Here is a 19,114-nt window from a genome sequence, read left to right on the forward strand (position 1 = left end):
ACCATTATCTAGAAATATCTTGAGACGTCCAAGTATTTTCTTTATTACTGGACTCTTATTAGAGAGTAAAACTAAGCCTGAGATAGGGCTTAAATATTAATATACGAGGGGTATAAGCATTGAAAAGAATCCTAGTTTTACACACAGGTGGAACAATTGCAATGGAGGAAGATAAAGAAACTGGGGTCGTACAACCAGGTGAAAAAAATCCTCTTTTAAAATTCATTCCTGATTTAGAAGGCGATGTTGATTTAATCGTTGAAGATGTGTTCCACCTACCATCTCCTCATATGACACCGAGCGAAATGTTACAATTACAAGTCATCATTGATGAAAGAGTAAAACAAGACAACATTCATGGCGTAGTCATTACGCATGGCACGGATACATTAGAAGAAACAGCTTATTTCTTAGATTTAACAGTACAGGCAACTATTCCGATCGTAGTGACAGGTGCAATGCGCTCTAGCAATGAGTTAGGTGCTGATGGTCTATATAACTTCTTATCAGCTGTAAAAGTTGCTAGTTGTGATGAAGCTGCAGAAAAAGGTGTTTTAGTCGTATTAAACGACGAAATTCATTGTGCTACAAATGTAACGAAAACACATACAAGTAATGTTGCAACATTCCAAAGCCCACAATACGGACCAATTGGAATGGTAACAAAACGCGGCGTTGTCTTCCATCACGCTTTAGTACATCACGAAACATATACGATAAACAAAGTGTCTAAAAATGTAGTTGTTCTAAAAGCATATGCTGGCATGGATGATACATTATTAGCAGCAATCGAAAATCTTCCTGTAGACGGCATTGTTATCGAAGCTCTTGGACAAGGTAATCTCCCTCCAAGAACACTACCTAGTCTAGAAAGATTATTAAATAGAGGTATTCCTGTCGTATTAGTTTCTCGCTGTTTCAACGGTATCGTTCAAGACGTATATTCGTATGAAGGTGGCGGTAAACACTTAAAAGATATGGGCATTGTATTCACATACGGCTTAAATGCACAAAAAGCACGCATTAAATTACTTGTTGCATTAGAGAATACAAATTCTCATGAATCCATTCAAAATATGTTTATGCACGAATAAAAAGGAGCTGTCGAGGTTTTCCCGACAGCTCCTTTTTATTTTTCTCTTGATGCAATGGTCTGCGCAATCGCATCTCCATGAAATCTTCCGTTCTCGATAAATATTTCATTTGCATTATTTCCAGCAGCAATGACACCTGCAATGAAAATATTTTCAGCATTCGTTTCCATTCTATCCTCTGTATAAATTGGACGTCCTGTTTCTTCATCAATCTGAACACCCATCTTCGTTAAGAAGCTATGATCAGGATGATAACCAGTCATCGCAAATACAAAATCGTTTTTGATTGTAAGAGCTTCACCATCAACTGTAAACGTTAATGTATGCTCAGTAATTTCTTTCACATGAGCCCCAAAATGCATTTGAATTGTACCATTTCGTACTAACGCCTCAAATTCCGGCAAAATCCAAGGCTTTATGCTTGGTGAATACTCACTTCCACGATACAGTACCGTTACACGTGCACCAGATTTAACAAGTTCTAACGCGGCATCTACACTCGAGTTTTTCCCACCTATAACTACTACATCTCGATCAAAATAAGGATGCCCCTCTTTAAAATAGTGAGCTACTTTCTTCAATTCCTCACCTGGAACATTCATATAATTTGGATTATCATAATATCCAGTTGCTACAACAATATATTTCGCTATATATATTTCCTTACTTCCGTCACGCTTTGTCGTCTCAACCTGAAAAACTTCTCCATCTTTTTGAACTTTCTCCACTCGCTCAAAAGCATTTACACGTACAGATTTACGTCTTACTACTTCACGATAATACGCAAGCGCTTGATTTCGAACTGGCTTACGATTTTCTGTAATAAAAGCTACATCACCAATTTCTAATTTTTCACTAGAAGAGAAAAATGTTTGATGAGTTGGATAATTATAAATGGCATTTACAATGTTTCCTTTTTCAATTACTAACGGATTTATCCCTACCTTTTGCAACGAAATTGCAGCCGCTAATCCGCACGGACCGCCTCCGATTATAATAACTGTTTCTTTCTGCATACTCGTCCACTCCTAGTCTTCTACCAATACACTATTTATAAAAACAAGAAAAAACCTACTTACAGCAGTAGGCACCTATCTTTATTGTATTCATTTTTCATATATTTGTCATCTAAACGAAACGTACATCCGATAGACATCTGCTAAAAACTGCTGAAATTTAATACCTTGTTTCCCTAATACATTCTCAGGATCAATCTTTCTAGCTGGATCAAGCGTTTTATGTGACACGATATCTTTTTTCGGATTTAAGCCAAAGTTTTGGCATAAATACGCATGATACCATGTAAAACGATTATATGCTTCCCAAAAGTTAACATCACCACCATAACAAAGTTCCACTCCAATGGCCGCCTTATTCGCGTCATAGCCATATAAGTCATTATCCGTCGGCACACCATATCGAACATGATACGCAACTTCATTTATAGGAATAATCTCCAATATTGTTTTATCATCTATAAATGTATGCGCCGAAGCTTTCGGTTGTAATTCATTAAAGTAATCTCGATTCCCTATCGCATTGCTTCCAGGATTCCCCGTATCATGGCTTACAATAAATCTCACTTTAGTCAGAGGAATCCCCGGTCGTGAACTTCCATATCCAATATAGTTGCGCTCTATAGGAAACATCGCCATTGCTACCAACTCCCGCTCTAGAAGATTACCTTACTTCCTTATATATGTATTCGGTAGCAATGTCCTTATCGCATATTTCTTACGCGAAGAGAAAATCGAAAATATTTGAAGTGAACACCATAAACAACAAGATACTTACAGCCACTCCATAAAAACCGTAAAACCAAACACAATCTTCTTTCGTATCTAAACCGAAAAATTTATTTACCGATTGTAATAATGTGCCACTCTTGCTTTGTTTGTTTCGTAATACTTCCACTCGCTCTACAACATCTGCTGGCATCATAAATCTTTGGTCTACTGTCATTTTCATCATTTATCTCTCCTTAAAATCATTTCCGTTTTGTTTATCTAAGGAGAGTATAGCACGTTCGTTCGTATAGAACAAGCGTTCTTTTTATTTTTATTTTATTTTTCAGCAAGCCAAGTAAAAATCGAGATTACAACGGCAATAATCGGCCCTACTACAACCACACCAAATACCAAAAACAGTAGCCCTTCCCCGAACATCCGAACGGTACTTATTTTTCGAGCTTTCATCGTTCTTGCAAGTTCTCCCTCTAACCTCTTAACCTTCTCTTCTAATTGTTCTACTCGTTCCAGCATTTCATTCTCCATATACAACACCTCATTTAATACTTCAACAAAAAAACGTGATTCCCTCGAAAGGAAATCACGTTTTCTCAAGATATAATATTTTATACCCAACCTCTGAAGCGGCTTGCTTCAGCCATTTTACGAACACCAACCATGTACGCCGCTAAGCGCATGTTCACTTTACGAACTTGTGCTGTTTCATAAATAGAATCAAATGATCTTACCATTACTTTTTCTAAACGTTGTTCTACTTCTTCTTCAGTCCAGTAGTAACCTTGGTTGTTTTGTACCCACTCAAAGTAAGATACTGTTACACCACCAGCACTTGCTAACACGTCTGGAACAAGCAAAATTCCGCGATCTGTTAAAATTTTAGTCGCTTCTAATGTTGTTGGACCATTTGCAGCTTCAACAACGATTTTTGCTTTAATATCATTAGCATTTTCTTCTGTAATTTGGTTCTCAATTGCAGCTGGTACTAAAATATCGCAATCAAGTTCTAACAATTCTTTGTTTGAAATTGTATTGTTAAATAGCTTTGTTACTGTACCGAAGCTATCACGACGGTCTAATAAATAATCAATATCTAATCCGTTTGGATCATGTAACGCGCCGTAAGCATCTGAGATTGCAATAACTTTCGCACCTGCATCATGCATAAATTTAGCTAAGAAGCTACCAGCATTACCGAATCCTTGAACAACAACGCGTGCACCCTTAATATCAATGCCACGTTTTTTAGCAGCTTCGCGAATACAAATTGTTACACCTTTCGCTGTTGCTGTTTCACGTCCATGTGATCCACCTAATACAAGCGGTTTACCTGTAATAAATCCTGGTGAATTAAACTCATCAATACGGCTATACTCATCCATCATCCACGCCATAATTTGAGAGTTTGTGAATACATCTGGAGCTGGAATATCTTTCGTCGGACCTACGATTTGGCTAATTGCTCGTACATAACCGCGGCTTAATCTTTCTAACTCACGGAATGACATTTCACGTGGATCACAGATAATTCCACCCTTACCTCCACCATATGGTAAATCAACAATACCACATTTTAAACTCATCCAGATTGAAAGTGCTTTCACTTCATTTTCTGTTACATTCGGATGGAAGCGAATTCCACCTTTCGTTGGACCAACAGCATCATTATGTTGCGCACGATATCCTGTAAATATTTTAACAGTCCCGTCATCCATACGAACTGGTATTTTCACTGTCATCATACGAATTGGTTCTTTTAATAATTCATATACTTCGTTTGGATAACCCAATTTTTCTAACGCTTCACTAATAACAATTTGTGTTGAATTCAATAGTTCAAAATGTTGTTCCCTTTGTTGTTGTGTTTTTGTTTGAGTTCCCTTTTCGGCTACCATAGTAAGTAAACCCCCTGTAATTTCACTTGTTTAGTAAACCTTCATTGCCTAGTATACACCCTTAAATTTGGAATGCAATAGAAAACGCTAACAAATATATACAAACTATTTTCTGTTGCAAGCGTTTTCACTATTATTATAGTCCTTTTATTACTTTTAGAAAAGTAAAATACTTAAATATTTAAATATTTTTTATTTTCATCAACCACACTCCCATAAAACTGCATATTTTATTTTCAAAAAGTATGTTCGAGTATTTACAATCATCCCTTCCCTTCTCCAAATAAAAACAAAACCTCAGCTATGTTGTATTAGCTGAGGTTTTGTTTTTTCACAAAGTAATTGTGTATTTGTTCTATCGCGTTAACATCCATTAATTCTTTACCGTACTCCATGATGCGATAAATGGTTGCTGTAGACGGATTACCGTATTCCGCTAAAATAGCTATAAAATCCGCCTTTAACAATTGAATTTGTTCCTCTTCTTCCACCCAAAGATAGAAGCGCTCATCCCACGTATATAGCTTTCCGCCAGTTACACCAAGGTTATATAAGCGATTCGACAGGTTAATTACGTCATCTAGAGTAGCAAACTCATATAATATATGCTCACTTTCATCTAGAGTCACTTGCATTTCAATAAACTCGTCACGGAACTCATCATCTGTATCCATTTCTTGATTTTCTTTCGTTACAATTACAACCATCCCTTGTGCTTGTAGAGAAAACACTTCAACTGCAATCGGACCATCTGCTTCAAACCCTAATTCCTTATTTGCTTCTTGCATCATATCACGAAATAATTGCTGTACTTTCGGTGCATTTCTCCATAAATCTTCTTTCGTTAATCCTCGTTCAGATAAATCATCAAATGTTAGAAAAATTTTTATCTTATTGTAATTTAATCGTTCCAGCCTCATCTCATACCCTCCCTACGTAACCAATGCATCTAATTTTTATTATATGAAATAGAAAATAGATGGTTCTTTTCGAACAACTATTCCGACATTTTTAACCATCCATCCCATTCTTCTTTCGTATCACCAATTAAGATTGTTTCAATGTCCAACTGGTTTAGAACGCCTAGCTTTCCGATAAATCCAACAGAAAGAGATTCCCTTTTTTCTTGTAATACATTTATAAAGTTCATCGTCTTTTTCATTTCTTGTTCGTCAGCAAAAGATATAAATACATATTTCGGCTGTATTTCCTCTACCGCTGATAACATACCATCTTCAGCTAAGCTTGTCCTAATATATATCGCCTCATATCCTTTTAAGCGTAAATAAGTTGAAAAAATAAATCCTTTCAATGCATCCTTTTCTAACACAATAACTTTGTGTAAAGAGGAAAACATTGAGGCATTGTGATACACCATCCCTAGACGCGTTTGTAAAAATGATAGTGCATATTGAAATTGCACCATTGAAATCTCATTATTATTTTTTGACGTTAATAATTTGTCTGTCACTCGAAGAACGATACTGGCAACAACCTTTTCAGTTGAATATATACTAAAAGCTTCGTTTAATAATGCAGCAATTGTAATTTCATCAAATTTTAACAAAGCTTGTAGCAAATCGTCCACTAAAACAACTTCTTTATCGAAATGTATCTCTTTTTGAACTGTACTCTGCAAACGATTCTCTTCTAATAACTGAACTGCTTGTCCAATCATCATACCGGAAGAAACTTTTTCCATTAACCATTTTAAAATTTGAATATGCTCTTCTGTATATAAGCGATGCCCAGCTTGATTCCGCTTTGGGGCAATAATTTGATATCGTCTTTCCCATGCACGAAGCGTACTCGGCTGAACTCCAATTATATTCGAAACGGCTTTTATATTATATTTCCCACTAAGAGTTGGCATCATTTCCCTCCGCACAATGTAATGATATGTGTTTGAGCAGGTGCTCGGAAACGAAGTGGTATCAATGTTGTTCCATACCCATTACTAACAAAGAGAATCGTATTCAAATGGTTATATACGCCACCTTTTAAATATTTTTTAGATGGGAATAATCGGATTTGTCCTCCATGCGTATGTCCACTTAACACAAGTGAAATCTGTTCATTTCCAGACATTTTTTTATTATATCAGGGTTGTGACTAACTAGGATACGAAAACCATCTTCTTTACAATCCGCCAATGCCAAATCTAGACGATCACGGTGCAATCCAACATCATCTATACCGAGCAAACAAATTTTCTCTCCTAATTCAGACTCAAATACCACTCTTGTATTATCTAAAACTTTTACGTTATTTTCTAATAATAACGCATCTAATTCATGATATTCTATCTCATAATCATTGTTTCCCCACACAAAATATACAGGACCTATCTCTCTTAACTTTTGAATATTCGCAGAGATTTTTGATAAAGAGACACCTTTCTCTGCTAAATCTCCTCCGATAATTACGAGATCTACTTTTCCTTTTACTTGTTCAATTAACAAATTCGAAATGACCCTTCTATGAATATCAGAAATAAAAAACACATTTACTTTTTGAAAACTTTTCGGAAATTCTTTAAATACTAAAGTATGTTCCAACACCGTATTACGCATCGCTTCTTTATACATCACAAAAAGTAATAAAATCCCCATGCCTATGAGAGTACTGAATAATATAATCCATATCATATTTTTGACTCCCTCCTCATAAAGATAATCCTAGGCTTTTATAACAAACTGTGATCGCTTAACTCGCTAGCTTTCTTGCTTTGTGGACTTATCTTTTATCGGAATTTTTAATTCTTGACCCGCACTCACTTCATCTTCTTGCAAGTTATTATACTTTTTAATTACTTCAATTCCATTTCCATCTGAAAAATATTGCTTCGCTATACTTTCTAAAGTTTCTCCCTCTTTCACAGTATGCGTTATTACTTTTTCAGAATGTTTCTGCGACTCAGATTTAGCTGAATCAAAGAAGATTACTTCAAACGCACTTTTTCCAGCATTATTACTATCACCCTTCACCTGAATATATTTATCCGTGTACCACAAAATACTAATCGGCAGCAGAATGAATAGAAATGTTAAAACCCGGACGAAAATGTGATTTATTTTAAACTTTTGTTTTTTCTCTTTATTTCTATGAATTTCACTACGCGGCGGTAAACTTTCTTTTTCTTCCACTCGCTCAACTTCTAATTCCTCTTCAAAATCAGGAATTCGTTTCCTCATGTTGTTCACCACCACCTTCCATTTATTTTCTTAATTGGAGTCCCATTATAAAATCAACAAGAAAGTGTGCAAAGATTGTTATAAACAAATTTCCTGTCCATTCAAATACATAACCAAAGACAAAACTAATGAAACAGACGAAACAAAACAAAAATGGCTTTGTTATATAACGAATATGTAACACTGCAAATACGAAGCTCGCAATTACAATTCCAAAATGAGTCTGTACTACACCTCTAAATAAAAATTCTTCTGCAAAACCAATCAAGAACGTAATAACGAGTAAGTGTAGAACGGACATTCCTCGAAACATCTTATCGTTAATACCACCATCATCAAACCAAGACTCCGGAAACACTCGCATTGCAACATAATCTAATAACACAATACCAATCGCTAACAAACCACCTATAATAAGTATAGATACTGGTTCCCATTTCCATAAATTAAAGACTTCTTTTACATCTTGAAATAATATATATGCCAGTAAACAGCCAATACCGATAATAATTAACTGTGTTATATATAGATTCAGCCTTATTTCCTGCGGACTCATATCTTCAACATTATGCCTTTGAATGTTCATCATTCCCCCATCTTTTCTAGGCCGAAAAGCTTTTGTAACTCTGTTTCCCAATTATAGTCGAAATCCGATTGTTGCGCTCGTCTTTTTTTATAATCTTCTTTGGTAATACCGCAATAATCGCAGCAATTAATTAACTCTTGCTCTTTCCTATAACCGAACTGTTGCAGCACATATTCACGTCTACACCCTTTAACTTGTATCCATGACTTCATATTTTCTAGCTCACTATATTTATTACGCAACCTTATTTCTACTTCAGCTATTAATCGGTTCATGATTTCATCTGACAAACCTTCTAATAATAATCTTCGTTGTTGTATAATTCCAACCTGTTCGAGATGATAACGAACGAAACGCCAATATTGCTCATTAAATCTTGCTGCATTATAACAAATTTCTTCTACATCTTCTATTGGTAATTCCTTCGTTTGAAACATTCTTTCTTGTAGTAAAGAAAATAAAAATTGTATTTGTGACTTACTTGGCAATTCATCCTCAATGATTGAAATTGGTAAATCATGATCCAACGGACTACATAATAAAATAGCTATACTCGGTTCGCCATCTCTTCCAGCTCTTCCGATTTCTTGTAAGTAAGAGGCTATATTAGTTGGATAATGAAAATGAATAATATATCGCGTATTCGCCTTATTTACCCCCATACCAAATGCACTTGTGCATATTACAAGTTGCAATTGATCGTTCATAAACTGCTGTTGAATTAACATACGCTCTTCATGTTCCATACCACCATGATAAAAAGCTACACCAGTAACACCTTTCCCTCTCAAGTATTCCGTTAACCTTTCTGTCCACGCTCTACTTGAGCAATATACAATCCCCGGCCCTTGTAAATACATCACCTGCTCTAAAAGCGCCTCTTTCTTTTCTTCTATCGTCTCTACAAATTGCACATCCATTGCAATATTAGGACGATCAATAGAGTATACATGTTCCGCGGCATCCTTTAAATTTAAACTATCTGCGATATCCTGCAGTACCCCTTTTGTCGCTGTGGCTGTCAATGCTAATACTGTAGGAGAACCAATATTTTCAATAACTACATTTAGTTTTTTATAGTCCGGTCTAAAATCATAACCCCATTGAGAAATACAATGAGCCTCATCAACAACAAATAATGAAATATGAATTTTCTTCAATTCCCTAATTAATAACTCCGACTGCAACATCTCTGGTGAAACAAAAATAAATTTATATGAAGATAATTTTTTCATCGCTTCTCTTTTTTCATTTAATGTCCGAAAACTATTAAATGCTATCACTCGGTTTTTCACAACATACTTTAATTGTGTCACTTGATCTTCCATTAAAGATAATAACGGTGATACAACAAGCACTGTTCCTTCTCGCATAAGCCCCGGAAACTGATAGCACATAGATTTCCCTCTTCCAGTCGGAAGCATTGCTATCACATCTTTTCCTTCTAATAAATCTGTAAGTACTCCTTTTTGACCTGGACGAAATTCAGAATATCCAAACCACTTATATAAATATTCTTCAAGTTTCATTTACACCCTCCATCCGCGCTAATACAAGACGAACTTCAAAATAAGAGATATCTTCTCCAACCGCTTGTTTCAAAACACGTAACTTCCGCGTTTGCAATGCTTCAATTACTTTTATTACTTTGTCTATCTTTTCTTTTTCCATAAACATTTCAATAGAAAAATCTTTTTCTCGCAAAGCAATTTCAACAAAATGATCTTCTATCGTTGCAACCTTTAAATTCCGAATCGTCGCTATTTCTTCTAAAGAACGTCCTTGTCTCCAAAAATTATATGTTTTTTTCGTGGATAAACTAAATAATTCAGCTCTCTCATTTGGATAAGATATAATTTCAGCTAATAGTGGAAATTCATTTTCTTTATCACGAACTTCTTGTATAAAGAAATGTATTGTACCCCAAAATAAAAAATACACCCTGAATATATCTTGTTTCGTAATTTCTGCTAATTGTTGCAATGTACAACCAATGCGTTCATAACCTGTTAATCGATATGTTACAATCGTCGCTTCTATCGCATTACTCTTTTCTAAAAGATTATGTACTTCCGTCCATAGTTTTCTCGCCAACTCACTTCTCTTATATGGCCTTCCTGTTAGAAAACGTTTCACCCACATCATTATTTCTGTATCTTGCTGAATTGGAATAAACCTCGTATTATTCTGTTGTAAATTTGATATGGTTTGAATAATTAATGATAATCTTTTCCAAAATGTTTCACCTAATTCACCATAATGTAAACCATGCAAATGCGCCGGAAAAGCATAAACTTCCTCCCATTTATGTAACTGCATTTTACCCGTAGGTGTTAACACATATGTATTTTCATGTATTTCTTGAATAAAATCCGCTTGCAACAACTTTGCAACTTCACCATCATAGTCATTTCTATTTAATGATTTATATATTCCGAACAAAAAAGAAATTCGGAACATATTTCCATCTTGTAAAGTTTGCGAAGAACGTTTGCCCTTTAGTAAATAATAAATAGAAGAAACGGTTCTTTCACCATTCAATTGTTTTAAACAATGCAACAAAGTATATTGTATTTGCATGACCGCTTCCACCTTCCAATCTTAACTTCATTCTTTTCAGTACAATTACACTATCTACTGTCGCTCATTAAACTTATCATATAAGAACTATATACTTGTATATATTCTATTGTATCAAACGAAATCATATTTACGTATTTTGAAAATCTTATGACATAATTCAAAAATAAGTTGACACTCTAATTGATAAGCATTATCATTATAATTTTATGTTGAAAAGTTTTACAAACCGTTTTACAATAAGGTTATAATTTTTATGGCGAGCTTTTCACATACATATTATCAGGAGGGAAAAAAGATGGCAAAATATACAATCGTTGATAAAGATACTTGTATTGCATGTGGTGCTTGTGGCGCTGCTGCACCAGACATTTATGACTATGATGATGAAGGTATTGCATTTGTAACATTAGATGATAACCAAGGTATCGTTGAAATTCCAGATGTATTAATTGAAGATATGATGGATGCATTCGAAGGCTGTCCAACTGACTCAATTAAAGTTGCTGACGAATCATTCGACGGAGACGCTTTAAAATTCGAATAGTCTTTTATTAACTTCAAAAAATGCCCCTCATATTGATGAGGGGCATTTTTTGTATCTAAACTTTATTTTCCTTAATAAAAAACCATTAGTAGTTTCACACTACTAATGGTTTTAGTATATATTATGCATTTTTCATTTTTGCAAACACCCATACTTTCAGGCGTGAGAATAATGCTACAAATACAATTGTTACAACAATCCCTTTAATTAAATTAAATGGTAAGATTGCCGTTACAACCGTTGTTTTTATAGCTTCGCTAGACATAGCTGGTGAATTTAAAAACCAAGTGTACGCCGGGAATATGATGATGTAGTTTAATACACTCATAATAAGTGCCATTGTAATTGTCCCTAGCATTAATCCTGTAGTTAAACTCTTCACAGTACGATACTTTCTAAATAAGAAAGCTGCTGGCCCAATAAATAAACATCCTGCAATAAAGTTTGCAATTTCTCCAACTGGTACTCCCGTTAGACTTCCTTGAATCCCGTAATGTAAAATGTTCTTTATCGCCTCTACAATCACTCCTGCTACTGGTCCAAAGATAATTGCCGCAATTAGAGCTGGTACATCACTAAAATCAATTTTCAAAAATGGCGGAAGCCCTGGGAACGGGAAATCCAACATCATTAGTAAATATGCAATACTACTTAGCATCGCTACACTCACCATCTGCACTACACTGTTTTTTTGTTTCATCTTTCTCTCTCCTTTTCCATCGATCATCTCATGGAAAGTGGAAAGGTTCTGCTATGCCTATTTTTTCATAGAACGAAAAAACCCTTTGTGTTTTACACAAAGGGAGAATTTAAGGCACATCAAACAGACGTTCAAATCCATATCTTTTTTGAACGCTTGAACCTCCATCTTCTCCCATCCAGACTATACTGTCGGCTTTGGAATCACACCAAATCCTGCCTTAACGGCTCGCGGGCTTAGAACAAAATCATAAATAGTTCATCACCGCCGGTCGGGATTTTCACCCTGCCCCGAAGATAGACCGATATTCTATTTTCCCCTTCATTATACAACAACCTCATAACATTGTGAACTAAAAAATTGTAACTTATTTAAAATTAGTTATTTATTTTTCGTAACAAAAAAAATAAATTGCGAGATATTTTACAATACAATCCATATTTTTTATTATTCGGCATTTCTCTTTTGAATTACCTAGTCATATATAATTAAAAGTGATAAGATATTGAATTGTTAAGATAAGAACATTTTCTGAGTTATGGAGGAAATGTCATGAAAAAAGACAAGAGACATTCTATTCGAGAAGCAATGAAAAAAAACTTAAGAAAAGAATACTTTTACTTAAAAAAAGAATTACTTTTCTACTGCCCAATTGATTTAGGCACATTCTCAAACGAGACATACTATGCTACTTTCGATGAAGATGGCATCAGTATTTATCAGTATGATAAAAAAACAGAAAGTAAATTAAAATTGTGTGAGCGTCATCCGTGGAAGAGTTGGAATAAAGTGAAGATTGATCACTATTTGACAACTTCTCAATTTATTTTTCAGGGTGAGCGAAATTGGATCTTATCTCTTTTTCAAAAAGGAAAAGAAGCTCAAAAAATTATTGAAGAGCATACATCTTTACAAACAGAAGTTGTTTCCCGCTCTTTCTTAAAAAAACTTCCTGGTTTTCGTTCTAATACACCACTGAATAAATACATCGGTAGTATTTGTTACACTGCACTTATTGCATTTTTATTAAAATGGATGATTCCATTTCAAGCACCACAAATCGCCCTGTATTCTATTTCGATTGGTTGTATGCTTCTTGGCCTACTTTGTTTGACAATCGGTTTAATTGAACCGACTATCGTACTGTTTCGAACAAAAGAGAAAACAAGAACAAAAGTTTTTTACTTATATAGCTATTTAGCTATTTCTGGATTTATATGTGTCTTTATTTTTTGGTAAAAGAAGCCGTCCCAAAATAAATTTTGGGACGGTTTTCTTTTAGATATAGATGCTCTGATTCACTCAATAGTTCTAACAAAAGCGCCCATATAATTTCATTTACATTGAATCTTATTTAAGAAGAACATAAATTTGTTCAAAGTTTAATTTTTGAAGCGTTTCCTTTACTTAACATATAATTGTTGATTAGGATAAATTAGCTCTTGCTGCAATCCATTTTTTTCTTTAATTTCCTTAAGTGTCATACTAAATTTCCGTGCAATACTAACTAAAGTATCGCCTTTTTGTACGACATATAATGACGAAGAAACAACTTCATTTCTTTGTTCACTTAAAACAAGCAATGGGTTCATCGCATTCTTTTTCGCCATCGTCCATCTTCCTTGATGAAGTTCTAGATGTAAGTGCGCACCTCGCGATTCTCCCGTGTTCCCTACTTCTCCAATTTTTTCTCCTTTGGAAATATAATCTCCTTGATTCACATATCTCTTATTTAAATGTGCATATACAGCCTCATATTCTCCGTGTTTAATAAATACAACATTTCCATAACTACTTGAATAATAAGACCTCGTTACCTTACCATCTTGGATAGCTGCCACAGGCGTTCCAATCGGCGCAGCTACATCAATACCATAGTGTTTTCCATGCCTTGTCCCAAAATAATCACTTATCTGACCTTCAACAGGCCATGTCCATCGATTTTCTTCTGCATAAACATGTAATTGAGATACAAACAGTATACTCAATAACATGACACCGCATTTTAAAACTTTCATATACATCCTCCGTTTTCTAATTACCACCATACCTTCTCTATTTTGGTATATTACAGAAAAAAGTATACAAAAAAAGAAAGTGAATTACTCCACTTCCTTCTCTTTTTTATCACGAAAAACTAATGCACTACGGTTATACTCCACATCTTTCACTTGTAATCGGGCATTTATTACTCGAGCTATCGCAAACAAATAATCAGATAATCTATTTACATACTTTAATACAACTTCATTTATTTTCACTTCTTTTTGCAATGATACTATAGAGCGTTCTGCTCTCCTTACAACAGTACGTGCAATATGAATAGTAGCCGCCGCCTCGCTACCACCTGGCAAAATAAAGCGTTCTAGTGGCGGGGCTTCTTCTATATATAAATCAATCTTTCTTTCTAAACTTTCAACCATCTCAATTGTCACTTTATAAGGAATTTTTTGTTCCACTATTGCCAAGTCTCCTCCACAATCAAATAGTTCATGTTGAATATTTTCGAGCTCATTGTAAATATCTATAAAAGCCCCACCTTGAAGCTTAGTCATTGCATATCCAATATGAGAATTTGCCTCGTCTATTGTTCCATACGCTTCCACACGGATATCATCTTTATCAACCCTGCCACCTATTACACTTGTCGTTCCTTTATCTCCTGTTTTTGTATATAATTTCATTTCTTCACAGCACCTCTCTTGTTATTCTTTATTCGAGCAACATAGAAAAAAGTTCTACCATTCTTTATTTAATTGAGTTTACAAAAAAATAAAAAACAGCAGAACTTTATTCATTATCAACTTTAAAAACGCATATCTAAATTATACGATTCGGTAAATATACAGAGAATGTAGTTCCTTCTCCAACAACACTTGATACAGAAATTTTACCATCATGGCCTTGAACAATATTTTTCGCAATCGCAAGCCCGAGTCCTGTTCCACCCTTTTTCCCACGTGTTCTTGCTTTATCAGCTTTATAGAAACGATCAAATAAAAATGGAATATCTTCTTCTGGAATGCCTGCACCCGAATCTTGTACTTCAAAAATAAGACCGTTATTTTTCGTATCAATTACAAGCGTTACATGTCCGCCTGCATTCGTATGACGTATTGCGTTATCAATTAAATTCGTCAATACTTGTTCCATACGATCTGCATCAAACGGGTATTGTTCAATTGGATCTTTGAAATCAACCGTTAACGCGACCTCTTTATCCTTTGCAATCCCTTGGAATTTACGACCAATTTTTTCAACAAACGGATGTATATCCACTTCACCAATATGTAACTCTACATGACCGCTTTCCATACGAGCTAAATCTAACAATTCATTTACAAGTTTACCTAAACGAACAGATTCATCATAAATAATTTGAACAAACTCATCTATTTCCTCTTTCGTTTGCACAATATCATCTAAAATCGCTTCACTATACCCTTGCAGCATGACCATTGGTGTACGAAGTTCATGTGATACATTCGCAATAAAATCTTGACGCATCTTTTCAAGACGACGTTCTTCCGTCATATCTCGCAGCACTGCTACAGCTCCACGAATTTTCGTTTGATTGTAAAGCGGCGTCATAAGAACTACATAGTTTCCTTTTTGTAAATTAATTTCAACAACTTGTTGTTGTTCGCTTTCTACAACGAGATGGAATAATTCCACAAGTTCAGAAGGTAATTTTTTACTTAACTCTATCTCTTTTTCTTCTTGCCAAACTTGTAAGAAATGTTCGGCCGGCGGATTGATTACAACGACTTCACCTTCTTGATTTAACGTAATAACCCCATCTGCCATACTACTCAAAATACTTGCTAACTGCTCTTTTTCTTGTTGCAAGGCGTTCATATTAAACTTCAACTGTTTTCCCATTTGATTTAAGGCCGTTGCAAGCTCACCAATCTCATCCTGAGATACCATAGGAGCCTTTGCATCAAACTTCCCACGTGACACTTCAAAAGCAACCTCACGCATTTTACGAAGCGGTGCTGTAATCCGAGTAGATAAGAAGAACGCAAAGAAAGTTGTTAATATAATCGCAATTCCAGCCGATAAGAAAATAAAATCAGTTGTTCTTTCCATACCTTGTATCGGTACTTGTAAAGATTCATATACGAACACTGCACTTTGATTTTTTGATTGCACTGGTTTTCCGACGATCATAATATCATTTTCGGTGTTTTTATTCTTCCTACTATTAGACGCTTTTCTAATATTATTCTTAATTTCTTTTTTGTCTGTAAACACAGCCGCTAATTCTTTATCTTCTTTTAAGTCATCCATTGTAAGAGTGACTAACCCTTCTTGTTTCGGTGAAGAAGAGATTTCTTTACCATCTTCTACAATAATAATCCTTGAAAGTGGGTCAGAGAATTTGTAAGCGATATTCTCAATCGTTTTTACATCGGCACCTTCTTCAATTAACTCTGAAACACTTGTTGCAACTTTTTGAAGCCTAGCTTCACTCATATCAACATAATACGTTCTAAAAAACTGTGAAAGTAAAATCGCAACAAATCCAAGAACAAACGAAACGAGAAGTAATATGGTCATCCATAACTTCCCTACTACACTTCTCCAAAGCATCAGTCGTTCACAACCTCAAATTTGTAACCTACACCCCAAACAGTAACGATCATTTTCGCTGCATCTGGTGATTTTTTGCTTAACTTCTCACGTAAACGCTTTACATGTGTATCAACTGTACGTAAATCTCCGAAGAATTCATATTGCCATACTTCTTTTAACAGTTGCTCACGATCGAATACTTTATCAGGAGCTTTCGCTAAAAATAATAGTAACTCATATTCTTTCGGCGTTAAGTTTACTTCATTACCATCTGCAGTAACACGGTGTGCATCGTTATCAATTGTTAAGTGCGGGAATACAGTAACATCTTTTGTCGTTGTATCTTGTGTAAAGAATGTTGTTGGTACAGCACGACGTAATACCGCTTTCACACGTAGTACGACCTCACGTGGACTAAATGGCTTTACAATATAATCATCTGTTCCAACTTCAAATCCTTGTACTCTATTTACTTCTTCACCTTTTGCTGTCAGCATAATAATTGGTGTCGCTTTCTTCTCACGAACCCCTTTACATACTTCAATGCCATCTTTACCAGGCATCATAAGATCTAATAAGATTAAATCGTAATCATTTTGCAACGCCATTTCTAAAGCTGTATCACCATTATCTGCTTCTTCAATCGTATATTGTTCTCTTTCTAAGTACATTTTCAATAAACGACGAATACGATCCTCATCATCTACAATTAAAATTCTTGATTCATTTTCCATCTCTACCCGCTGCGCACTCTCACCTCAGCGGTTCACACCTACCCTTCTTTAACTATTATGTTGCGCTATTCTCGTTTATTTAAGCAATCTTCTAAATGTTTCACTTCCCATATTATGCTTCACAAGAATAATAAATTTTGTTCAATTTTTTTCCAAAACTATGTATTTTTTTTGAACAGCATATAATGTCCTCGACATCATTTTACAAAATCAACCGCTACTTTGTCATGTTTTTCTCAAAAAAGAAGAAAAGTTGACAAAAATAAAATAGGAAAGTGACATGCACTCCCCTATTTTATTTCTCTATGCATATGAATGTAAACCGGCAATAATTAAGTTTACTACAATAAAGTTAAACATAATGATTGCAAAACCAATTACTGCAAGCCAAGCTGACTTCTCTCCATGCCATCCTTTTGATAGGCGTAAATGTAATACTGCCGCATAAAAGAGCCAAGTGATAAGTGCCCAAACCTCTTTTGGATCCCAACCCCAAAAACGTGTCCACGCTATTTGTGCCCAAATCATCGCAAAAATTAATGCACCTAATGTGAACACTGGGAATCCAATTGCAATAGATCGATATCCGATTTCATCTAGTAAATCACTATTCGTATTCTTTACTAACGGCTGAAGTGCCGCCGATACTCGCTTCCGTAAAACAAGTCTTAATACAATATACAGTAATGTTCCAACTAACACTGACCAAATAACAGTATTTAATTTTTTCGCATTTACAATCGCTGGAACTTCAACTGCCGGTTCTAATTTATTTTCTGTCAGTAACTTCCCTTCGTGCGGTCCAACTAAAGCCGGAAGATTGTATTTCATTTCCACTTGTTGTTCATTTTTATCAATCCATTGAAACTTCGCTTCATATTTCATACTAGAAAATACCGTTGTTACTCCAATAAATCCAACTGTACAAACAAGTGTAAATACTACCGTCTCTAGCCAAAATGTACGTTTACTTCTCGTCGATTGATCTACATTTTTCAATAAATACATAACACCTGTAATAAAACTAATCGCTAAAATGGCTTGTCCTGCTGCTGCCGTCGTCACGTGAATATGTAACCAATTACTTTTTAAAGATGGAATAAGCGGAGATATTTCCCTCGGAAACATACTTGCATAGGCAATTAATAAAAGCGCAACTGGTAATGCAAATAGTCCGATTATGCTTACACGGTACATAAAATACATGACAATAAATGCTCCTACAAGCATCATGCCGAAAAATGTACCGAATTCAAAAAAGTTACTAACTGGCGCATGTCCTGATGCAATCCACCTTGTAACAAAATATACTGTTTGTGCAATAAACCCTAAAATTGTAATCGTTATTCCTACATTTGCCCATTTATGACCCTTTTCTTTAATTGCTCCCCCGAAAAATAGAGTGGCAATTAAATATAAAATAAATGCGGTAAAGAGAAAGTTACTACTTATTTGCACCAT

General features: G+C 35.0%; 20 protein-coding genes, 1 pseudogene and 1 riboswitch. Of the genes and pseudogenes, 3 read left to right on the top strand and 18 right to left on the bottom strand.

Translation table 11 applies throughout. The features are described from left to right. Positions 1 to 119: 119 nt before the first annotated feature. Positions 120 to 1,094 carry an asparaginase gene (ansA, locus tag MR168_RS15065; RefSeq protein WP_000822010.1) on the top strand — a complete coding sequence of 325 codons (975 nt, stop codon included), beginning with the start codon at positions 120 to 122 and terminating at the stop codon, positions 1,092 to 1,094. A 35-nt stretch (positions 1,095 to 1,129) separates the two neighbouring features. Here ansA and MR168_RS15070 read toward each other — a convergent pair whose 3' ends face one another. From MR168_RS15070 to MR168_RS15125, 12 genes and pseudogenes are all read right to left on the bottom strand, one after another. Then, entirely contained in the window at positions 1,130 to 2,110 is a 981-nt protein-coding gene (locus tag MR168_RS15070) for a YpdA family putative bacillithiol disulfide reductase (protein WP_001168524.1), read from the bottom strand. Between the two features lie 108 nt (positions 2,111 to 2,218). Next, positions 2,219 to 2,749 (bottom strand): peptidoglycan recognition protein family protein, encoded by a 531-nt coding sequence (locus tag MR168_RS15075; protein WP_001240655.1) that lies wholly within the window; start codon positions 2,747 to 2,749, stop codon positions 2,219 to 2,221. Between the two features lie 79 nt (positions 2,750 to 2,828). Then, positions 2,829 to 3,065: a DUF3961 domain-containing protein gene (locus MR168_RS15080; protein WP_086411735.1), complete on the bottom strand. Its 237-nt coding sequence runs from the start codon at positions 3,063 to 3,065 to the stop codon at positions 2,829 to 2,831. Between the two features lie 92 nt (positions 3,066 to 3,157). Continuing rightward, positions 3,158 to 3,367 (bottom strand): hypothetical protein, encoded by a 210-nt coding sequence (locus MR168_RS15085; protein WP_000426763.1) that lies wholly within the window; start codon positions 3,365 to 3,367, stop codon positions 3,158 to 3,160. Positions 3,368 to 3,447: 80 nt separating this feature from the next. Continuing rightward, complete coding sequence (gene gudB, locus MR168_RS15090) at positions 3,448 to 4,734, bottom strand: NAD-specific glutamate dehydrogenase (RefSeq protein WP_000225173.1); 1,287 nt, start codon at positions 4,732 to 4,734, stop codon at positions 3,448 to 3,450. Between the two features lie 311 nt (positions 4,735 to 5,045). Next, the gene (locus MR168_RS15095; protein WP_001235402.1) at positions 5,046 to 5,654 is read right to left on the bottom strand and encodes a genetic competence negative regulator; all 609 of its coding nucleotides are present in this window, start codon (positions 5,652 to 5,654) and stop codon (positions 5,046 to 5,048) included. Between the two features lie 77 nt (positions 5,655 to 5,731). Further along, positions 5,732 to 6,607: a MerR family transcriptional regulator gene (locus MR168_RS15100; protein WP_025709291.1), complete on the bottom strand. Its 876-nt coding sequence runs from the start codon at positions 6,605 to 6,607 to the stop codon at positions 5,732 to 5,734. Then, positions 6,607 to 7,382: pseudogene (locus tag MR168_RS15105) on the bottom strand (metallophosphoesterase). The gene MR168_RS15100 and the pseudogene MR168_RS15105 overlap by 1 nt, the downstream one beginning before the upstream one ends. 66 nt (positions 7,383 to 7,448) lie before the next feature. Continuing rightward, a complete protein-coding gene (locus tag MR168_RS15110; RefSeq protein WP_001231553.1) occupies positions 7,449 to 7,928 on the bottom strand; it encodes a LysM peptidoglycan-binding domain-containing protein in 480 nt (159 codons plus the stop codon). Between the two features lie 22 nt (positions 7,929 to 7,950). Next, complete coding sequence (locus tag MR168_RS15115) at positions 7,951 to 8,514, bottom strand: CPBP family intramembrane glutamic endopeptidase (RefSeq protein ID WP_001025780.1); 564 nt, start codon at positions 8,512 to 8,514, stop codon at positions 7,951 to 7,953. Further along, on the bottom strand, positions 8,514 to 10,043 hold the full coding sequence (gene recQ / locus MR168_RS15120; RefSeq protein ID WP_086411734.1) for an ATP-dependent DNA helicase RecQ: 1,530 nt from the start codon (positions 10,041 to 10,043) through the stop codon (positions 8,514 to 8,516). Before recQ ends, MR168_RS15115 begins: the two co-directional genes overlap by 1 nt. Next, positions 10,033 to 11,094: a YpbB family protein gene (locus MR168_RS15125; protein ID WP_001167004.1), complete on the bottom strand. Its 1,062-nt coding sequence runs from the start codon at positions 11,092 to 11,094 to the stop codon at positions 10,033 to 10,035. Before MR168_RS15125 ends, recQ begins: the two co-directional genes overlap by 11 nt. A gap of 298 nt (positions 11,095 to 11,392) precedes the next feature. Here MR168_RS15125 and MR168_RS15130 point away from each other — a divergent pair, with 298 nt between their 5' ends. Beyond that, a complete protein-coding gene (locus MR168_RS15130; RefSeq protein ID WP_001151993.1) occupies positions 11,393 to 11,641 on the top strand; it encodes a ferredoxin in 249 nt (82 codons plus the stop codon). A gap of 121 nt (positions 11,642 to 11,762) precedes the next feature. Here MR168_RS15130 and MR168_RS15135 read toward each other — a convergent pair whose 3' ends face one another. Beyond that, positions 11,763 to 12,341 carry an ECF transporter S component gene (locus tag MR168_RS15135; RefSeq protein ID WP_000810855.1) on the bottom strand — a complete coding sequence of 193 codons (579 nt, stop codon included), beginning with the start codon at positions 12,339 to 12,341 and terminating at the stop codon, positions 11,763 to 11,765. A gap of 162 nt (positions 12,342 to 12,503) precedes the next feature. Further along, positions 12,504 to 12,643: riboswitch (FMN riboswitch) on the bottom strand. 250 nt (positions 12,644 to 12,893) lie between these two features. Here MR168_RS15135 and MR168_RS15140 point away from each other — a divergent pair. Continuing rightward, on the top strand, positions 12,894 to 13,580 hold the full coding sequence (locus MR168_RS15140; RefSeq protein ID WP_000710837.1) for a hypothetical protein: 687 nt from the start codon (positions 12,894 to 12,896) through the stop codon (positions 13,578 to 13,580). A gap of 164 nt (positions 13,581 to 13,744) precedes the next feature. Here the strand turns inward: MR168_RS15140 and MR168_RS15145 are convergent, their stop codons facing one another. The 5 genes from MR168_RS15145 to resC all read right to left on the bottom strand — a co-directional run bounded on the left by MR168_RS15145 (position 13,745) and on the right by resC (position 19,114). Beyond that, on the bottom strand, positions 13,745 to 14,359 hold the full coding sequence (locus MR168_RS15145) for a peptidoglycan DD-metalloendopeptidase family protein (RefSeq protein WP_000866119.1): 615 nt from the start codon (positions 14,357 to 14,359) through the stop codon (positions 13,745 to 13,747). 84 nt (positions 14,360 to 14,443) lie between these two features. After that, positions 14,444 to 15,025, bottom strand: a complete 582-nt coding sequence (locus MR168_RS15150; RefSeq protein ID WP_000781266.1) for a cob(I)yrinic acid a,c-diamide adenosyltransferase — start codon at positions 15,023 to 15,025, stop codon at positions 14,444 to 14,446. Positions 15,026 to 15,161: 136 nt separating this feature from the next. Further along, the gene (gene resE, locus MR168_RS15155; RefSeq protein WP_000964673.1) at positions 15,162 to 16,937 is read right to left on the bottom strand and encodes a sensor histidine kinase ResE; all 1,776 of its coding nucleotides are present in this window, start codon (positions 16,935 to 16,937) and stop codon (positions 15,162 to 15,164) included. Beyond that, positions 16,937 to 17,653 (bottom strand): DNA-binding response regulator ResD, encoded by a 717-nt coding sequence (gene resD / locus MR168_RS15160; RefSeq protein ID WP_000426861.1) that lies wholly within the window; start codon positions 17,651 to 17,653, stop codon positions 16,937 to 16,939. The genes resE and resD overlap by 1 nt, the downstream gene beginning before the upstream one ends. 303 nt (positions 17,654 to 17,956) lie before the next feature. Next, on the bottom strand, positions 17,957 to 19,114 hold the full coding sequence (resC, locus tag MR168_RS15165) for a cytochrome c biogenesis protein ResC (protein ID WP_000250083.1): 1,158 nt from the start codon (positions 19,112 to 19,114) through the stop codon (positions 17,957 to 17,959).

It is taken from the genome of Bacillus cereus group sp. BfR-BA-01356 (assembly GCF_022663635.1).
GTDB lineage: Bacteria > Bacillota > Bacilli > Bacillales > Bacillaceae_G > Bacillus_A > Bacillus_A cereus.